At 65.2% G+C, this 16,457-nt stretch carries 19 protein-coding genes, 1 tRNA gene and 1 pseudogene; 10 read left to right on the forward strand and 11 right to left on the reverse strand.

The features are described from left to right. The 3 genes and pseudogenes from EOA36_RS38150 to EOA36_RS08775 all read left to right on the forward strand — a co-directional run. A pseudogene (locus EOA36_RS38150) lies at positions 1 to 152 on the forward strand (TetR/AcrR family transcriptional regulator); the annotation flags it as partial. Between the two features lie 76 nt (positions 153 to 228). Next, positions 229 to 1,497, forward strand: a complete 1,269-nt coding sequence (gene fabF / locus EOA36_RS08770; RefSeq protein WP_127276886.1) for a beta-ketoacyl-ACP synthase II — start codon at positions 229 to 231, stop codon at positions 1,495 to 1,497. 103 nt (positions 1,498 to 1,600) lie between these two features. After that, positions 1,601 to 2,416 carry an oxidoreductase gene (locus EOA36_RS08775; RefSeq protein ID WP_127276888.1) on the forward strand — a complete coding sequence of 272 codons (816 nt, stop codon included), beginning with the start codon at positions 1,601 to 1,603 and terminating at the stop codon, positions 2,414 to 2,416. Positions 2,417 to 2,459: 43 nt separating this feature from the next. On the opposite strand, the gene EOA36_RS08780 is transcribed toward EOA36_RS08775, so the two are convergent. Further along, entirely contained in the window at positions 2,460 to 3,053 is a 594-nt protein-coding gene (locus tag EOA36_RS08780; RefSeq protein ID WP_127276890.1) for a TetR/AcrR family transcriptional regulator, read from the reverse strand. A gap of 66 nt (positions 3,054 to 3,119) precedes the next feature. On the opposite strand from EOA36_RS08780, the gene EOA36_RS08785 reads away from it, so the two are divergent. Beyond that, a complete protein-coding gene (locus EOA36_RS08785) occupies positions 3,120 to 3,545 on the forward strand; it encodes a VOC family protein (protein ID WP_127276892.1) in 426 nt (141 codons plus the stop codon). 9 nt (positions 3,546 to 3,554) lie between these two features. Here the strand turns inward: EOA36_RS08785 and EOA36_RS08790 are convergent, their stop codons facing one another. After that, positions 3,555 to 4,505: a trypsin-like peptidase domain-containing protein gene (locus EOA36_RS08790; RefSeq protein ID WP_127276894.1), complete on the reverse strand. Its 951-nt coding sequence runs from the start codon at positions 4,503 to 4,505 to the stop codon at positions 3,555 to 3,557. Between the two features lie 170 nt (positions 4,506 to 4,675). On the opposite strand from EOA36_RS08790, the gene EOA36_RS08795 reads away from it, so the two are divergent. Further along, positions 4,676 to 5,548 (forward strand): S1C family serine protease, encoded by an 873-nt coding sequence (locus EOA36_RS08795; protein ID WP_127276896.1) that lies wholly within the window; start codon positions 4,676 to 4,678, stop codon positions 5,546 to 5,548. Between the two features lie 8 nt (positions 5,549 to 5,556). Then, positions 5,557 to 6,189, forward strand: coding sequence for a helix-turn-helix transcriptional regulator (locus EOA36_RS08800; RefSeq protein ID WP_127276898.1), 633 nt, complete (start codon positions 5,557 to 5,559; stop codon positions 6,187 to 6,189). 6 nt (positions 6,190 to 6,195) lie between these two features. On the opposite strand, the gene EOA36_RS08805 is transcribed toward EOA36_RS08800, so the two are convergent. After that, the gene (locus tag EOA36_RS08805) at positions 6,196 to 6,354 is read right to left on the reverse strand and encodes a type II toxin-antitoxin system VapC family toxin (RefSeq protein WP_245464294.1); all 159 of its coding nucleotides are present in this window, start codon (positions 6,352 to 6,354) and stop codon (positions 6,196 to 6,198) included. Between the two features lie 67 nt (positions 6,355 to 6,421). Here EOA36_RS08805 and EOA36_RS08810 point away from each other — a divergent pair, with 67 nt between their 5' ends. Beyond that, entirely contained in the window at positions 6,422 to 7,288 is an 867-nt protein-coding gene (locus EOA36_RS08810; protein ID WP_127276900.1) for an NAD(P)-dependent oxidoreductase, read from the forward strand. Here the strand turns inward: EOA36_RS08810 and EOA36_RS08815 are convergent. The 3 genes from EOA36_RS08815 to EOA36_RS08825 all read right to left on the reverse strand — a co-directional run bounded on the left by EOA36_RS08815 (position 7,285) and on the right by EOA36_RS08825 (position 10,370). Continuing rightward, positions 7,285 to 7,578: a type II toxin-antitoxin system RelE/ParE family toxin gene (locus EOA36_RS08815; RefSeq protein WP_127276902.1), complete on the reverse strand. Its 294-nt coding sequence runs from the start codon at positions 7,576 to 7,578 to the stop codon at positions 7,285 to 7,287. The two genes, EOA36_RS08810 and EOA36_RS08815, sit on opposite strands and share 4 nt — an antisense overlap. Then, positions 7,575 to 7,814 carry a type II toxin-antitoxin system ParD family antitoxin gene (locus EOA36_RS08820; protein WP_245464295.1) on the reverse strand — a complete coding sequence of 80 codons (240 nt, stop codon included), beginning with the start codon at positions 7,812 to 7,814 and terminating at the stop codon, positions 7,575 to 7,577. Before EOA36_RS08820 ends, EOA36_RS08815 begins: the two co-directional genes overlap by 4 nt. 396 nt (positions 7,815 to 8,210) lie before the next feature. Then, complete coding sequence (locus EOA36_RS08825; RefSeq protein WP_127276906.1) at positions 8,211 to 10,370, reverse strand: OmpA family protein; 2,160 nt, start codon at positions 10,368 to 10,370, stop codon at positions 8,211 to 8,213. Between the two features lie 198 nt (positions 10,371 to 10,568). Here EOA36_RS08825 and EOA36_RS08830 point away from each other — a divergent pair, with 198 nt between their 5' ends. Both EOA36_RS08830 and EOA36_RS08835 read left to right on the forward strand, forming a co-directional pair. Further along, positions 10,569 to 11,015, forward strand: coding sequence for a YcgN family cysteine cluster protein (locus EOA36_RS08830; RefSeq protein ID WP_127276920.1), 447 nt, complete (start codon positions 10,569 to 10,571; stop codon positions 11,013 to 11,015). Positions 11,016 to 11,265: 250 nt separating this feature from the next. Then, positions 11,266 to 11,625 (forward strand): hypothetical protein, encoded by a 360-nt coding sequence (locus EOA36_RS08835; RefSeq protein WP_127276908.1) that lies wholly within the window; start codon positions 11,266 to 11,268, stop codon positions 11,623 to 11,625. Positions 11,626 to 11,827: 202 nt separating this feature from the next. Here the strand turns inward: EOA36_RS08835 and EOA36_RS08840 are convergent, their stop codons facing one another. Beyond that, positions 11,828 to 12,538, reverse strand: a complete 711-nt coding sequence (locus tag EOA36_RS08840) for an SIMPL domain-containing protein (protein WP_127276910.1) — start codon at positions 12,536 to 12,538, stop codon at positions 11,828 to 11,830. 134 nt (positions 12,539 to 12,672) lie between these two features. Between EOA36_RS08840 and EOA36_RS08845 the strand changes: the two genes are divergently transcribed. Further along, positions 12,673 to 12,748 (forward strand) — tRNA-Ile (locus EOA36_RS08845). A 179-nt stretch (positions 12,749 to 12,927) separates the two neighbouring features. Here EOA36_RS08845 and atzF read toward each other — a convergent pair. The 4 genes from atzF to EOA36_RS08865 form a co-directional block, all read right to left on the reverse strand. Further along, entirely contained in the window at positions 12,928 to 14,748 is a 1,821-nt protein-coding gene (atzF, locus tag EOA36_RS08850; protein ID WP_127276912.1) for an allophanate hydrolase, read from the reverse strand. Next, a complete protein-coding gene (locus EOA36_RS08855) occupies positions 14,745 to 15,095 on the reverse strand; it encodes a cupin domain-containing protein (RefSeq protein ID WP_127276914.1) in 351 nt (116 codons plus the stop codon). The genes atzF and EOA36_RS08855 overlap by 4 nt, the downstream gene beginning before the upstream one ends. Beyond that, positions 15,088 to 15,756 (reverse strand): cysteine hydrolase, encoded by a 669-nt coding sequence (locus EOA36_RS08860; RefSeq protein ID WP_127276916.1) that lies wholly within the window; start codon positions 15,754 to 15,756, stop codon positions 15,088 to 15,090. The genes EOA36_RS08855 and EOA36_RS08860 overlap by 8 nt, the downstream gene beginning before the upstream one ends. Then, positions 15,756 to 16,457: ATP-binding cassette domain-containing protein (locus EOA36_RS08865; RefSeq protein WP_127276918.1), on the reverse strand; the 702-nt coding region annotated here is incomplete at its 5' end. The genes EOA36_RS08865 and EOA36_RS08860, both read right to left, overlap by 1 nt.

Consider the following 16,457-nt stretch of genomic DNA (forward strand, 5'->3'; position numbering starts at 1 on the left):
GTCCAAAAACCCATCGCAAGGCGATGGCGATGCTGTCTCTGATGGTGGGTGCCGTGACGATCTCCCGTATCCTCAAGGATGAAGAGATGTCGCAGGGTTTTCTCGATGCCGCCGCCGGCGAAGTCAGGCGAATTGCGGCCGCGCAGGAATAGAGGCGGTTATCGCGACCGGGCGCCCGCGCTGCGCCATCACGCGAACGGATCAAGCAGAATGACAGCTGGAGTAGAGATGCGTCGGATCGTTATTACAGGCATGGGAGCAGTCAGCCCTCTTGGGGCCAGCGTGGCGACGTCCTGGTCCCGGCTCCTGGCTGGCCGCTCGGGCATAAGGAGCCTGCCGGCCGAAATGGTGGGAGACCTGCCGGCGAAGGTCGGCGGAACGGTTCCCTCGTTGCAGGAAGACCCCGAAGCCGGCTTCGATCCAGACACCGTCCTGGCCCCGAAGGAACAGCGCAGGGCGGACCGCTTCATTGTCTTTGCACTGGCGGCGGCGGAAGAGGCGCTGGCCCAGGCGGGGTGGAAGCCGGTCTCGGACGATGACAGGGCTCGCACCGCGACGATCATCGCTTCGGGTGTCGGAGGATTTCCCGCGATAACCGAAGCCGTGCGAACCGTCGACCAGCGCGGTGTTCGGCGTCTCTCACCGTTCACCGTGCCATCTTTCCTGGTGAACATGGCAGCGGGACAAATTTCGATCCGACACGGGTTCAAGGGTCCGCTCGGCGCTCCGGTGACGGCCTGCGCGGCCGGCATCCAGGCGATCGGCGATGCGGCGCGTCTCATCCGCGCCAATGAGGCCGACATCGCGGTCTGCGGCGGAACGGAAGCCTGCATGAATGCGGTCAGCCTCGGCGGCTTTGCCGCGGCACGCTCCCTTTCGACCTCCTTCAATCACCGTCCCGATCAGGCGTCCCGTCCGTTCGACATGCTGCGAGACGGCTTCGTCATGGGCGAAGGAGCCGGAATCCTGGTCGTCGAGTCCTTGAGCCATGCGCTTGCGCGCGGCGCCAAGCCGCTGGCCGAGCTCGTCGGCTACGGCACGACGGCGGATGCTTATCACATCACGTCCGGACCCGAGGATGGCGACGGTGCGCGCCGAGCCATGGAGATCGCGATCGCCCAAGCCGGCATTTCGGCACGGGAAGTCCGCCATCTCAACGCGCACGCGACCTCCACGCCGGTCGGCGATGCGGGAGAGATCGAGGCGATTAAAAGGGTCTTCGGCGCGGACTTCGGCATAGCGGTCAGCGCAACGAAGTCGGCGACCGGACATCTGCTCGGAGCCGCCGGCGGGCTGGGGGCCATCTTCACGGTGCTGGCGCTCAGGGACCAGGTCGCACCGCCGACGCTCAATCTGAGCGCCCCCGATCCGGCCGGCGACGGGATCGACTTCGTCGCAAACCACGCCCGGCCAATGGAGATGGACTACGCGATCTCCAATGGCTTCGGCTTTGGCGGGGTTAACGCCAGCGCGTTGTTCCGGCGCTGGACGGACTAGCCAGCCGGTACGACCGCCGGAGCGGCCGCTGATGAGCCGCTGGCCCTGGACGACCAGCGGGCCACATTTTCGAAACGCAACCCTGGCCTAAGAAAGAATTTCCATGAACAAAACCAATCTCGGCGTCGCCCTGGTCACCGGGGCGTCCTCCGGCATCGGGCACGCAACGGCCAAGGCCCTGCTCGAGGCGGGCTTTCGCGTGTTCGGAACCAGCCGTCGCGAGGCGGGCGAGAGGACCGACGGCGTCACCATGCTGACCTGCGACGTGACCGATGACGCGTCCGTGGCGAAACTGGTCGATGACGTTCTGGCCAAGGCCGGACGCATCGACCTGCTTGTCAACAATGCCGGGATGGGTCTGTTTGGCGGCGCGGAGGAGTCCTCGACCGCGCAGGCCCAGGCACTGTTCGACGTGAACGTCTTCGGCGTGTTGCGCGTGACCAATGCGGTGCTGCCGGCAATGCGGCGCCAGGGAAAGGGCAGGATCGTCAATTTGAGTTCGGTACAAGGGTTCATCCCGGCTCCCTATTTCGCGCTTTATGCGTCGACCAAACATGCCATCGAGGGCTATTCCGAATCACTCGACCACGAACTGCGCCCGTTCGGCATTCGCGTTGCATTGGTCGAGCCCGCCTATACACGCACCTCGTTCGAGGAGAATCTCGCTGCTCCCGATCAGGTGCTTGATATCTATGACTCCGCGCGCGCCGGCATGACCCTAGCCGTGCGGAAATCGATGGAAAACGGCGATGCGCCCGAAGCGGTGGCGGCGACGGTCTTGAAAGCGGCCACCGATCCCGCTCCGAAGAGGCGCTATACGGCGGGAAAGATGGCGCGCCAGGTCAGTCTCCTGCGCCGTTTCGTCCCCGCGACCGCATTCGACAAGAGCCTGCGAAAGCAGCTCGGGTTGCCGGTCTGAGAGGGGCTTTACTCGCGAACACCGAGCTGACCAGGAACCAACTTCAGGCGCGCGACAGTCCGTCGATCAGCGCCATAAGGACGGCGCGGTAGTCCTCGGCTGATGCGCCCGCCTCGATGGCGAGCGCCGCCCGATCGAAAGCCGAGCCGAGCAGGGCTGTCAGCGCCTCCGCCGGCAGCTTTGTCATCGATCGTGCGCGCATGGCCGCGACAAGGCCTTCGCGCAGCGAGCGGTTGCCGTGGCGGTTATCGATGGCATCCATGGCGGCACGGCCGAGTACGGCCGGGCCGTCGAGCAGCAAGAGCCGCGTGCGGCCGGGCGCGCGCATGGCGGTGAGATAGGCTTCTGACCCGGCAATCAGCGCATCGCGGGGGCTGAGCGAAGGCGGGGAGGCGCGGTCGATCTCTTTCGCCACCGCCGCGGCCTCCTGTTCGACCACGGCGGCGAATAGCGCCTGCTTGTCGGCAAAGTGGTGGTAGAGCGCGCCGCGCGTCACGCCGGCGGCGGCGACGATCTCCGGCGTGCCGGTCTCGGCATAGGACTTCTCCGTAAACAGTTTGCGCGCCGCCGCGATCAGGTCGGCGCGTGTCGCCTCGGTGCGGTCGCGGTTCGAGCGGCGTCCGGATTCCTGTTGCATACATGCAGCCTGTATGTTAATCGAATTTACATGCAGACTGTATGTTAATTGACGGGAGAAGGAAAGATGAAGACGACGAGCTACTATCCGGTGCTGATGACCGGCGATGTCGCCGGCACGGCGGCCTTCTATGTCGAGCATTTCGACTTCCGGGCCCTGTTTACGAGCAACTGGTACGTGCACCTGCGATCGGTGGACAACAGCAGAGTGAACCTCGGCATCGTCCAGGGCGACCACGAGACGATCCCGGAGGAGGGGCGAGGGCGGACCTCGGGCCTGCTGATCAATTTCGAGGTCAGGGATCCCGATGCGGTCTATGAGCGGATCCTTGCTGCCGGCCTGCCGATCCTGCGCACGCTGCGCGACGAGCCCTTCGGCCAGCGCCATTTCATCACCAAAGACCCCAACGGCGTGCTGATCGACGTCATCAAGCCGATCCCGCCCAGCGAGGAGTTCCTGGCGCAGTATGCGGAAGGCGCGGCGGGGGCTTGAGCGGCCGCCTCAGCTCGCCCTTGCCACCGGTGTCACCGCCACCCGGCTGACGCCGGTGCGGCGCACCACGGTGCACTGGGTCTCGCGGCCGATGCGCTCGGCGTCGAGCATGCGCACGAGGTCGTCGGCGCCGGTGACCGGTCGTCCGTCAATGGCGGCGATGATGTCGCCTTCCTTGAGACCCGCCTTGGCCGCCGGGCCGTCCTTCTCGACACTGCGCAGCCGTACGGCCGTGCTGGTCGACACCTGCGACAAGAGTGCTGCGCGGCGCGGCAAATTGACGGTGTCGGCGGAGATGCCGATGAAGGCGCGGCGCACGCGGCCGAAGCGGATGATCTCGGAGATGACGAACCTGGCGGTGTTGGAGGCGACGGCGAAGGCAATGCCTTGCGCGCCGTGGATCATGGCGGGGTTGACGCCGATCACTTCGCCCGCCGACGACACCAGCGGCCCACCGGAATTGCCGGGGTTGAGCGCCGCATCGGTCTGGATGACGTCGTCGATCAGCCTGCCGGTCGAAGCGCGCATCGAGCGGCCGAGCGCCGAGACGACGCCTGACGTGACGGTCCATTCGAAGCCCAGCGGATTGCCTATGGCGATCGCGATCTGGCCGCGCCGCAGCCGCTTGGAATCGCCGAGCGGCGCCACATCGGCGAAGCTGCCGTCGGCGCGCACCAGGGCGATGTCGGTGTCAGGGTCGCGGCCGAGCACGCGGCCCTCGCTGGAAGCGCCGTCCGGCATCGAGACGCGCACCGTCTTGGCATCGCCGACGACATGGAAATTGGTGACGACCAAGCCGTCCGGCGCGATGACGAAGCCCGAGCCATGGCCGCCCGGGCCGCCGATGCGCTCGATGCGGCAGACCGCCGGGCCGATGCGGTCGACGGCGTCGGCTACTGTTTCGGAATAGGCGTCGAGCAAGGTGTTATCGGATTGGATTTTGGGGGCGGCGAGGGCCATCGGTTGGGTTCCGTGTTTTCAGGCTTTTTCGTGACTATATGTGCGGAGGGGCCCGAACCGCCGCGACCTGACCAGATGGCCAGTCGAACCCGTAACTAGCCGTCAGGCGAGTACCTGCAGGCGCGCCGTCGAGCGATATCTGGGACATGCAAGAAACCCAGGAGACCCTTATGAGCGACTTCAATCTGAGCGCGTTTTCAGACGCCATCGCCGATCTGGCCGCCAAGGCCGCCCCCGCAACGGCGAGCTTCACCACCCATCATCACCGCACGGCCAGTGCCTTCCATTGGAGGGACGGTTATTTCGTCACCGCCGAGGAAGCCGTCGAGGCCGGCGAGGAGATCGAACTGACGCTGGCTTCGGGCGAGACAGTGAAGGCCGAGCTGGTCGGTCGCGATCCTTCGACGGGCGTCGCCCTGATGAAGCCGGCGGATGCGGCCAACGCGCCTGCCCTTGCCAAGGCCGATGCCGTTCGGCCGGGCAACATCGCCATTGCCATCGGCAACAGCCAGGGTTCGGCACTGGCTGTGTCCGGCGCGGTCGGCGAGGTTGGTCCGGCCTGGCGCTCGATGCGCGGCGGCGCCATCGACCGGCGCATCAATCTGGCCGTCGGCGCCGGCGGCCGCTTCGAGGGCGGCCCGGTGCTCGACGCCAAGGGCGCGCTGATCGGCATGCTGCTGTTCGGGCCGCGCGGGCGCGCGCTGGTCATGCCGTACGAGACGATCGAACGGGCCGTCGCCACCTTGCGCGAAAAGGGCCATGTCGCGCGCGGCTATCTCGGCGCCGGCCTGCATCCGGTTCGCGACCGCGACGCGCATGGCGCAATGGTGATGAGCCTCGACGACAATGGCCCGGCCAAGGCCGCCGGCCTCTCGCTCGGTGACATCATCGTGGCGTGGAACGGCGAGGCCGTGCATGGTCCGCGCGACCTTATCCGCCGGCTCGGGCCCGACAGCGCGGGCGCTTCGGTGACGTTGGGTGTCGTGCGCGGCGGCGAGCAGCGCGACGTCGCGCTGACCATCGGCGAAAAGCCGCTGAGCTGAGAGGATCGATGGAAACACTCGCCAGCGACCGGATCGAGACCGACAGCGCGGCTTCGCGGCGGCTGGTAGTGCTGATTGCGCTTGCCGATGCCGGGCGCGCCGAGCGCCTGGCGGCATCGCTTGCCGCCAGCGACGACCTGTTGCCGGTGGTCGTTGGCGGCGGCAGGGCCGACGTTGCGGTCGTCGACGACAGGAGCGGTGATGCCGTGCCGACCTCGGTGCCACGGGTGCTGCTCTCGGCGCGCGCCAGCGCAGAGCGGCCTGCCGGCGCGGTGTCTGCCGTCATGCCCGCCGGCGCGGACGACCTGTTGATCGCCGCGGCGGCGCGGTTGGCCGCCGCTGGGTACAGCATATCGGGCAATGGCCGCGCGCCCGGACATCGCGAGGATTTCCACGCAGGCGAGCCGTTCGAGGACGAAGTTTTGGACGAGCACGCCGCCCGGCCAGCGCTGTCCCCGCGCGAGGCGGAAGTGCTGGCGCTGCTTGCCGAAGGGGCGCCCAACAAGGTGATCGCGCGGCGGCTCAACATCTCCGTGCACACGGCGAAGTTCCATGTCGCCGCGATCCTGATCAAGCTCGGCGCCGCCAATCGTACGGATGCCATCGCCATTGCGATGCGTCAGGGGCTGGTGCTGGTCTGATATTGCTCAGACGGCCGTTTCGATATCGGTCAGTCGAAGGTTATCGCCCTTGAAAAGCAATGGCATGGCTTCGAGCCTTGCCGTGGCGTAGGCAATGCAGTCACCGAAATTCAGCCCGCCGGGTGCCATCGGCCTCCGCAGCGTCACCATGGCTTCCTGTCGCAAGCTCTTGTATCCCGCCGCGGCGCGGGCAAGGATCGCGCCGACGAAAAGTTGCAGGGAGGCGAAGAAAATGTCGCTCGAGGGAAAGACGCTGTTTATCTCCGGCGGGTCGCGCGGCATCGGGCTGGCGATCGCGCTGCGCGCCGCGCGCGATGGCGCCAATGTGACGATCGCGGCCAAGACCGCCGAGCCGCATCCGAAGCTGCCGGGCACGATTTACAGCGCGGCGCAAGAGATCGAGCAGGCGGGCGGCAAGGCGCTCCCGGTGCTGTGCGACATTCGCGAGGAAGCGCAGGTGGCCGACGCGGTCGCCAAAACCGTCGAGAAATTCGGCGGCATCGATATCTGCGTCAACAATGCGAGCGCCATCCAGCTCACAGGCACGCTGGAAACCGACATGAAGCGCTACGATCTGATGCATCAGATCAACACGCGCGGCACCTTCCTCGTGTCCAAAACATGCATTCCGCACCTGAAGTTGGCCAAAAACCCTCACATCCTGAATCTGGCGCCGCCGCTCGACATGAAGGCCAAATGGTTCAAGAACCACGTCGCCTACACCATGGCCAAGTTCGGCATGTCGATGTGCACGCTGGGCATGAGCGCGGAATTCGCCAGGGATGGCATCGCGGTCAATTCGCTGTGGCCGATCTCGACCATCGACACGGCGGCGGTGCGCAATCTCCTGGGCGGGGCGACCGTGGCGGCGATGAGCCGCTCGCCCGATATCATGGCCGACGCCGCGCATGCGATCTTCATGCGGCCGTCGCGCGAGGCAACAGGCAATTTCTACATCGACGAGGAGGTGCTGCGCGCCGAGGGCGTCAACGATTTCTCGGTCTATGCGCCCGGGGCTACCGGACCGCTGGCGGGAGATTTCTTTGTGCCGGACGAGGTGTTTGCGAATTCCGATACGAAGATCAGGACAGCCTTCTAGAAATGCCTGGGATAGTCCATGCGCTGATGCAAAATGCGTACGACGTTGATGGATCCCTGGCCCATTCGCAGAAACACCACGTGTGACCCGACGGCATACTTCAACAAATCCGGACGGATATTCGAGGCGCTTCTCGCGATCGTTGGGAATTGATCTATAAGTTTGACCACGGAGTGGATGGTGCGGATATACGCCTCCGCTCGCTCCGCGCCCCATTCACCTAAGGAATGGTCCCATATGGCGTCCAGGTCTGCTTTCGCCTTCGGCGAAAACCGGACGGTCCGCTTCACCGGTGTTTCTTGGACTTGAGAAAAGCCTCGATGTCGAATGGCTCGGGATCGCCAGAGTTGTCCCCCTCATCAATAGCAGCCCGAAGCTGCTCAAGCTTCAGTTCCTGTTCTTCCAAAAGACGCAGGCCTGCGCGAACGGCTTCGCTGGCTGAGCCGAAGCGGCCGCTCGCGATCTGTCGCTGGATAAAGGCGTCGTACTGATCACCCAATGTGATGGACGTGTTCTTGGGCATCATCAATCTCCGATACCAATAGATGGTATCAATTCGTCGGAAAGTTGACAAGCATTGGAGCGCGGTCTCTCATTCACGCCTGCCTTGCTCAGGCCCCTCAGCCGGCGTTGGCAGCGTATTCGGCCACCAGACCATCGTTAGATGGGCTTGAAGCAAAAACCCCGCCGGAGAGGGCCGGCGGGGCTCGATGCGTCCCGCTGGAGTCGGGACGGGGCAGGGAACGCCCAGTGCAGAATCTGGGGTTCGAAGCCCGGTGATTCAATGAGCCGGCTCCAAGGGCTGTACAATTCTTGTTGACCCGGCAGCGCTGCTGCCAGTTCCAGCCCATCCCGGTGACCGGGATGAGCTGCTATTGCCGACCTGATTCCAGAAATCACCGGAAGGCGCTGGAAACGCAGGTCAATTGTTGCTCGCCACCGGCGCCACCAGCGAGGTGATGCGACGGATGGCGACGCGCCTGTTCTCGCGGTTGGGCGCCGAGGTGTCGACCTTCAGATACTCCTCGCCATAACCCTGTGTCGTCAGATTCTCGGGCGGGATGCCGAAGGCATTGGTCAGCGCTTCCGCAACCGCTTCGGCACGGCGATCCGACAGTGCAAGGTTCGCCTCCGGCGTTCCGACGGCGTCGGTATGGCCCTCGATCAGGAAGGTCTCGGCTGGGTTCTTCTTCAGCAGTTTCTCCATGGCGTTGGCGACGCCCTCCAGTTTCTGCACCTCGGTGTCGGAGATCGAAGAAGAGCCGAATTCGAAGTTCAGCGTGTCGAGGTCAATGCGCCGAGCAATGTCACGCACGCGGGCCGAACGCTTGACCTCGTTGATCGAATAGAGGCGCTGCACCTTCTCCACCGGCGGCTGTTCGAGGAAGGTATAATAGTCGTCGTCGCTTTCGACATCCTCGGAATCGAGAATGTAATCCCGGCGCGGGATGGTCAGCCGCATCGGCGGCAGGTCATCGCCGGGATCGCGCCAGTCGTTTTCGTCCTGGTAGCTGCGCTCGTCGACATAGCTCAGCACATATTCGCGACCGTCGGGCGCGATGCGCGACCGCTGCAGAATGTCGCCGTAGCGGTTGCGGATGGTGACGATCCGGAAGCCATTGTCGCGCTCGACCGTCTCGCGCGTGCGGCCCTGCGGCAGGTCCTCGTAGTAGACGTCCTTGGCGCCGCGGGTCAGGCGTGGGCGATCATTGCTCTGGACGAACGTCTGATCGTTGAACTGGATGATGACCCGGTCACCGATCTCCTTGAGCACGTCGACGCCCTCGGGCCGGCGGCGATCACGAATGTCCTCGTCAGGCGCGCGCTCGAGGCGCTTGCCCTGCTCCTGAGTCACAGGCGCGATCTTTTCGGGCTTGATCGCCTCCTGGGCGGTCCTATCGTCCGTTGGGGGCGGACCCTGATCCACCGGCGCCACTACCGGCTTGCGGCCCTGGTCACCGCCCTGCTGGGCATTCTGCCCGCCATTTTGCTGCCCACCATTCTGCTCTTCGCCATTCTGGTTGGCGGGCTTGCGGCCGCCCTGGCCATTCTCGCCGCGACCCTTGCGCTTGGCATCCTTCTGGCTGTCGAGGATGGGGGCGGCGTTCTTGTCGGCGGGTGCTTCCCCCTGAACGGGGTTTTCGCCCTGGACAGGCGCGGCCTTCCCGCCGGTGGCGGGCTGCTCTCCCGTCGCCGGCTGTTCGCCGGTGGCGGGCTGTTTGCCGGTCAGCGGCTGTTCGCCGGTCGCAGGCTGCTCACCGGTCGCCGGCGGTTCGCCAGCCGGTTTCCTGCCGTGTTTCTTCGTCTTGTCCTGCGACTGCTCGCCCTGGGCGGCAGGCTGCTCGCCGGCGGGGGCCGGTTCAACCTTCGGCGTCGCTTCGCCGGCAGGAGCTTCCTTGGGCGTCGGGGCGGTCTCCGGCACGGCGGCCGGCGCCTCTTTCTGCTGATCCTGCTTGTGTTTCCTGCCGGGCTTGACCGGCTGGTTGTCGTTGGCGGGCGCTGCCTCGCCGGCGGGCGCCTGTTCGGTCTGCTGCTGCTGGTCGCGCTTCTTCTTGCGCGGCTGCTGCTCGTCGGTGGCGGGCGCTGCCTCGCCGGCGGGCGCCTGTTGGGTCTGCTGCTGCTGGTCGCGCTTCTTCCTGCGCGGCTGCTGCTCGTCGGTGGCGGGCGCTGCCTCGCCGGCGGGCGCCTGCTCGGCCTGCTGCTGCTGGTCGCGCTTCTTCCTGCGCGGCTGCTGCTCGTCGGTGGCGGGCGCTGCCTCGCCGGCCGGTGCCTGCTCAGCCTGCTGCTGCTGGTCGCGCTTCTTCTTGCGCGGCTGCTGTTCTTCGGCCGCGGGGGCGGGCTTCTCGGCGGCGGGAGCGGACTCCGTCTGCTGCTGCTGCTCGCGCTTCTTCTTGCGCAGCTGTTCCTGGTCGCTCTGCCCCTGATCGGTGGGCGTGTCCTGCGCCAGGATGATCAGCGGCGTCGCGCCGCGCTGCATGGGGCCGAACGCGGCTGTCCCCTGGAGCGGGGACGCGCCTAACGGCGCGGATGCCATCAACAGGCCAAGGGCTGTGCCTGCCAGAATCCGTGGTTGGCGTTTCATCGAAATTCTCCTTGTGGGGTCCCATCCTTGCCGAAACCGCTTTTAACGAAATTGGTTCCAGCGGCGCATCGTTAGGGGCCGTACGGGGCTATTGGCCGGCCTTTTGAAGGCAAATTCGTGTCATTCGAACGAGTTACCGCGCCATTTCCCGCTCTTGCAGCGCTTGACCTCGGCGTCGGCTGGGGCCACATGCCGGAAATGGAAACGCCGTTCTGGAAAACCAAGACGCTGGAAGAGATGAGCCCCACGGAGTGGGAATCGCTCTGCGACGGCTGCGGCAAGTGCTGCCTGTCGAAGCTCGAGGACGAAGACACCGGCGAAATCTACTGGACCAGCGTCGGCTGCCGGCTGTTCGACGCCGAAAGCTGCCGCTGTGCCGACTATGCCAACCGACTGGCGCGCGTTCCCGATTGCGTCGGGCTGACGCCGCAGAATGTGCGCACCATCAGCTGGCTGCCCAGCACCTGCGCCTACCGGCTGGTGGCCGAGGGCCGCGACCTCTACTGGTGGCACCGGTTGGTATCGGGCAGTGCCGAGACCGTGCATGAGGCCGGCATCTCGATGCGCGGCCGGGTCAAGGCCAGCGAGACCGACCTTGCCGAGCCGGAAGACTATTTTGACTATATGCTCGACGACGAGCCCTGACGCGCGGACATCGGCAGGAGTTTGCCTGTCGGGAACAAGGACGAGGGAGGCGTTTGGCGCGGATATTGTTTGAATGCCGGCAAGGGATTTGGCCGGCGAGGGATTTGCAAATGACCGGGGCTTTGCCCCGCCGGCGCCAGATGAACCGCAGATGAACGGGCAGTTCGTAAACAGTTCAGGCAGGCCAGTGCATTCTCCCGCCATCGGTTTCACGAGGACGGGCGCAAGCCCGCAACAAGGAGAGAGAACCATGTACACCACCATCAAGACGGCAGCGCTTTCGGCTCTGGTCGGCCTCGGCGCGCTGACGGCCATCCCCGCCCATGCCGACAGCCTCTATCTCGGCTTCGGCAACAACCAGGATCCGCGCTTCGGCGTCTATGCCGGCGACGACGGCTATCGGCATCGCCGCGACGACTGGCGCCGCGACGGCTGGCGCCGCGGCTGCTCGCCGGATCGCGCCCTCGACAAGGCCGAGCGCATGGGCCTCTACCGAGCCCGCATCGTCGATGCCAACCGTCGCGTGGTCAAGGTGATGGGCCGTCAGGACGGCGACCGTGTCGTCATCGTGTTCGCCAACGAGCGCGGTTGCCCGGTCATCTATCGCTGAGGCTTAGGCCTGGAGGCTGATCTTCTGCGAAGACCAGCCTGGAGACACGACCTTCCATGAAGGTCGGTCTGGACTAGCGGAGCCCCTGTCCCATTGGGCGGATGCGGCTCGAAAAAACCCCGCGGGAGCGATCCCGCGGGGTTTTTCATGCGGGCCAAGGGACGGACGATGGCCGGCAGGACCGGCCATCCACTCAACCCGGTTACTTCAGTTCGAAGGTAACGGTGACCTGGACATTGTAGGCGTTCTCGCCGGCCTGCACCGGCGCTGCCCCGGCCGCGGCGTCGAAGGCTTTGGCGTTGATCGGCATCGGCGCCGGCCTGATGTTCTGATCCGTGATCTCGAGCACCCGGCCGAGGCTGACGCCGGCCGCCTCGGCCAGCGTCCTGGCCTTGGCCGTGGCGTCGGCGACAGCCTTCTTGCGCGCCTCGGTGACGGTGGCCGCCGGATTGTCATTGGTGAAGGCGATGCCGCCGCCCTGGTTGACGCCGAGCGACACCGCCTTGTCGAGGACCTCGCCTGTCTTGTCGACGTCGCGCACGCGCACCGAAAGCGTATTGGTCACCTGATAGGCGATGAGTTCGGCCTCCTGGCTGCCGTCGGGCTTGTTGGTGTAGTTGTAGCGGGGGTTGATCTGGATGCCCGCGGTCTGCAGGTCGCGATCCTTGATGCCTGCGGCCTTCATCGCGGCGATCACGGCGGCCATGGCGTCATTGTTGGCGTCGAGCGCGGCGCGCGCCGTCTTGGCTTCGCGCATGACGCTGAGCGTCAGGATCGCCAGATCGGGAGCCACGGTTGCTTCGCCCTCGCCGGACACGATGATGCGGGGCGGCGTCGGCAGGTCGGTGGCTCCAGCCATCGCCGGAAAGGCGATTGCAGCGGCGAGCGCGAGGGGCAAAAGATGTTTGGTCATGAAAATCTCCTTGGTCTGCGATCAGGTCGCAAGGGTCGCGTAGAGCGCGATTATGGGTTGATTTGGGCGATCTGCGAAAGCCCGCCGGTAAAGCCTTGTGCGGCGATGCGAAAAACATTAATCCAGCCCGCGTGGGGCCTGTAGCTCAATGGTTAGAGCCGGCGGCTCATAACCGCTTGGTTGGGGGTTCGAGTCCCTCCGGGCCCACCAAAAGTCTCACTCAAGTAGTTGATTTTGATAGATATTTCAGAGGCGGCCACAACGTGGACTCGAACCCCTCTTTCTGACCAGAACTACCCCCGGCGATCTTCCTTGCGATCTCGGAATCGCTTGGTCATTAAGTTCACCTTCGCCGTTTCCTGAAGCAGACATCGTCGGAGACTGCGTTTCTAGGTCGCGAGAATGTTGGCCCTTTCTTGGTCGCGTCTTACAAAACTGCGCCACCCGCCATAGGCGGAGATATCGGCGGCGTCAGTCAGGCCGGCGGTTTCCACCAAAAACCCCTTGGCTGCGCTGCCATCCTCGAGTTCGATCGTTCCTACGCCCAGCGGTGGGGGGATGGCGGCGACGAATCGTCCGAACGCCTCCGGACCCAGCCGCCAGACCTCGACGTCTATTCGCATTCCATCCCTGGAGACCCGGACCAGGCCCGGCTTGGGCACGGATTGGCCGGCAAGCGCGTAGAGCCGGTAGGCAGGTGTGGTTTTCGTTACTCTCGAGAATTGGGCGCCTAGGTCCCTTAGCTGACCGTTGAGCGGCATCCCCGACAGATGCGCGCCGACCACCACCAGATCAATCGTCTGGTCCTGTGCAACGTTGCCAGGCAAGGCACTCCCCGGCTGCGCCCAGCCGGTCGCGCCGAGCGGAAGAGCGCTCATGGCATGAACGTCGCGCGCGAGCGACGCCGTGAGCCAATCCTTGCCCACCATACCCAGCAGGGTCACGCTCATCGGCAGCCCATCGTCGCGCTTGCCGGTCGGCACGGCGATGCCGCACATATCGAGCAGATTGACGAAATTTGTATAGGTACCGAGCCGACTGTTGGTGGTGATCGGATCGGCAAGCACCGCCTGGAGAGCGTAATGCGTTGGTGCCGTCGGCACACAGAAAAGGTCGACAGAGGCGATGATCGGGGCGAGCTTGGCCTTGTAGGCCTGAAGCGCATAGAGGCCGTTGAAGGCATCGGCCGCTGACAGGCCGCGCGCGCCGCCAATGATTTTGCGCGTTACCGGATGCATTGCGGCTTCGTTGGCGTCCATGAAGTCGCGAATCGCCGCGTAGCGTTCGGCAACCCAGGCTCCTTCATAGAGAAGATTTGCGGTGGCGTAGAAATCGGCGAACGGAATTTCGACCAGCCGGCAACCAAGCTTTTCCAGCAAGCCAAGCGCCGCCTCAAAGCCCGTCTGCATCGATGCGTCGCCGAAGAATTTCAAATCCGCCTTCTGCGGCACGCCGACCGTCAGCACGGGTGGGCGAGCGGCAAGCGCCGGCACCTTGATGGCGCGCGAATAGGCATCGGCCGGGTCCTTGGCCGCCGCCACGCCGTACACTGCGTAGGCATCGTCTACGGTGAGCGCGAATACCGAGATGCAGTCGAGCGTACGGCAGGCTGGCACAACGCCGGCGGCCGAAAGCGCGCCGACTGTCGGCTTCAGCCCGACGATGTTGTTGAGACCGGCGGGGATGCGGCCGGACCCGGCCGTGTCGGTGCCTAGCGCGAAGGAGACGATGCCGCGCGCCGTCGCAACGGCGGATCCCGAAGAGGAGCCGCCGGGCACCAGGCTGGCATCGACAGCGTTCCTCGGGATAGGATAGGGCGTGCGCACACCGACCAGACCGGTGGCGAACTGGTCGAGATTGGTCTTGCCGACCACCAGCGCCCCGACAGCCTTCAGCCGCGCCACCACGGTTGCGTCCTTGTCTGGTATGTAGGCATATTCGGCGCAGGCGGCGGTTGTCGGCATGCCGGCGACATCGATGTTGTCCTTGACCGCGAACGGCACGCCCCACAGAGGCTTGGCCACCGGATCGAACGGCCCGAGCTGTTTCGCCTGCGCCAGCATCTCTGCCTTGCCGGCGAGATGAATGAAGATGCCGGGATCGTGCGCCGCCTCGATGCGGGCGTGAACTGTATCGACCATGTCAGCGACGCTGACGCCGGCCGCATAGGCGGCGTGCAGGCCGCCGATGTCGAAGTGGATCTCGCTCATGTGGCCTCCCCCAGAATGATCACCGGCAGGTCCCATTGGATCAGCACGACGCAGCCGTCCTTGGTCCACACCGAATGCTCGGTCCCGACCGGGTTCAGGATGACGCTTCCCGTGGGATAGTCGCCATTCTCGTCGCTCTGCGTACCCTCGAGCACGACGATGGTTTCAAGCCCGACATGGCGGTGGCGCGGTACGCCGGCGCCGGGCTGGTAGTCGAGGATCGCCACCGACGGCTCGACCGGTCCGCCCTTGAGCAGCCAGTGCACCGTGATGCCTTCGCGAAAAGGCTCGAACGCCAGCCCGCGCCAGCCGCCATCGATCAGGCCGGCAAAACTCAGATTAGCCATCGGCAAGTCCCTGCAGCACCTGATCGGTCGTCGCCGTCCAACCGACGATGGCGCCCTGCGCGCGGATCATGGCGATGGCCGCCGCCTTGAACTCCGGGAAATAACTTTCCGTCGCGTCTTCGGCGAGCAGGCACTCATAACCGCGATCGTTGGCCTCGCGCATCGTCGTCTGCACACAGACCTCGGTGGTGACGCCGGCGAAAACCAGTTGCCGCGCGCCGAGCCGCTTCAGTTCCTCATCAAGACTGGTCGCGTAGAAGGCGCCTTTGCCCGGCTTCTCGATGACGACCTCGCCGGGCAGCGGCGCCAGCTCGTCGAGGATCGCCGTACCCGGTTCGCCGACGATCAGCACGCGGCCCATCGGCCCGACATCGCCGATTCGGATCGACGGATTGCCGCGGTCGCGCTTGGCCGGCGGCAGGTCGGAGAGGTCCGCCCTGTGGCACTCCATGGTGTGGATCACCGGCAGGCCGGCGGCGCGGAACCCCTCGATCAGTCTCTTCACCGTCGGCACGATCGCGGTGACCCGGCTGACATCGTTGCCGAGGCTGGCGCCGAAGCCGCCCGGCTCGGCGAAATCGCGCTGCATGTCGATGACCACCAGCGCCATCGTGTCGGACTTGAATGCAAATGCAAACGGCTGCGCATCGATTTCAGCCATCAATGATGTCCCGCCATATGTTCGCCGATGGTCTGCACGCTCGCCTGCGCGATCGGCGTTTCGTAGACCAGCGCGCCGTCCGACATGACGAAGATGCGGTCCGACAGTTCCAGCAGTTCGTCGAGGTCCTCCGAGATCAGCAACACGGCAGCACCCGCATTGCGCGCCTTCATGATGCGGGCGCGGATTTCGGCCACGGCCGAGAAGTCGAGGCCGAAGCAGGGATTGGAAACAATCAGCAGATCGACCCCGCCGGTCAGTTCGCGCGCCAGCACCGCGCGCTGCACATTGCCGCCTGACAGCGAGGCGATGGGCGACGACAGCGATGCGGTCTTGACCTTGAACTGTTCGACTAGCCTGGCGCTGAAAGCACGGATCGCACTGGCATTGATCCAGCTCACCGGTCTGCCATTGCCGTCCATGTCGAAGGTGCGAAAGGAGATGTTCTCGGCCACGGTCATTTTCGGCGCGCAAGCATTCTTCAGCGGCTCCTCGGGAATGAGCCGGACATTGAGCGCGCGCGCCTCGGCCCGCGTCGCTGCGTAGGTGGCGCCGCGCACCAGCACCTCGCCGGCCTCGCGCGGACGCTGACCGGCCAGCACTTCCAGAAATTCCTTCTGGCCGTTGCCGGAAATACCGGCGATGCCGACGATCTCGCCCGATCGCACACCGAGATCCTCGATACGGATCGACTTCAGCCC

The sequence above is a fragment of the Mesorhizobium sp. M8A.F.Ca.ET.021.01.1.1 genome (assembly GCF_003998025.1).
GTDB lineage: Bacteria > Pseudomonadota > Alphaproteobacteria > Rhizobiales > Rhizobiaceae > Mesorhizobium.

Bases quoted from the DNA above. Each gene is read 5' to 3' on its own strand.
- fabF (WP_127276886.1), top strand. From the start codon at position 229: ATGCGTCGGATCGTTATTACAGGCATGGGAGCAGTCAGCCCTCTTGGG.
- EOA36_RS08775 (WP_127276888.1), top strand. From the start codon at position 1,601: ATGAACAAAACCAATCTCGGCGTCGCCCTGGTCACCGGGGCGTCCTCC.
- EOA36_RS08780 (WP_127276890.1), bottom strand. From the start codon at position 3,053: ATGCAACAGGAATCCGGACGCCGCTCGAACCGCGACCGCACCGAGGCG.
- EOA36_RS08785 (WP_127276892.1), top strand. From the start codon at position 3,120: ATGAAGACGACGAGCTACTATCCGGTGCTGATGACCGGCGATGTCGCC.
- EOA36_RS08790 (WP_127276894.1), bottom strand. From the start codon at position 4,505: ATGGCCCTCGCCGCCCCCAAAATCCAATCCGATAACACCTTGCTCGAC.
- EOA36_RS08795 (WP_127276896.1), top strand. From the start codon at position 4,676: ATGAGCGACTTCAATCTGAGCGCGTTTTCAGACGCCATCGCCGATCTG.
- EOA36_RS08800 (WP_127276898.1), top strand. From the start codon at position 5,557: ATGGAAACACTCGCCAGCGACCGGATCGAGACCGACAGCGCGGCTTCG.
- EOA36_RS08810 (WP_127276900.1), top strand. From the start codon at position 6,422: ATGTCGCTCGAGGGAAAGACGCTGTTTATCTCCGGCGGGTCGCGCGGC.
- EOA36_RS08820 (WP_245464295.1), bottom strand. From the start codon at position 7,814: ATGATGCCCAAGAACACGTCCATCACATTGGGTGATCAGTACGACGCC.
- EOA36_RS08825 (WP_127276906.1), bottom strand. From the start codon at position 10,370: ATGAAACGCCAACCACGGATTCTGGCAGGCACAGCCCTTGGCCTGTTG.
- EOA36_RS08830 (WP_127276920.1), top strand. From the start codon at position 10,569: ATGGAAACGCCGTTCTGGAAAACCAAGACGCTGGAAGAGATGAGCCCC.
- EOA36_RS08835 (WP_127276908.1), top strand. From the start codon at position 11,266: ATGTACACCACCATCAAGACGGCAGCGCTTTCGGCTCTGGTCGGCCTC.
- EOA36_RS08840 (WP_127276910.1), bottom strand. From the start codon at position 12,538: ATGACCAAACATCTTTTGCCCCTCGCGCTCGCCGCTGCAATCGCCTTT.
- atzF (WP_127276912.1), bottom strand. From the start codon at position 14,748: ATGAGCGAGATCCACTTCGACATCGGCGGCCTGCACGCCGCCTATGCG.
- EOA36_RS08855 (WP_127276914.1), bottom strand. From the start codon at position 15,095: ATGGCTAATCTGAGTTTTGCCGGCCTGATCGATGGCGGCTGGCGCGGG.
- EOA36_RS08860 (WP_127276916.1), bottom strand. From the start codon at position 15,756: ATGGCTGAAATCGATGCGCAGCCGTTTGCATTTGCATTCAAGTCCGAC.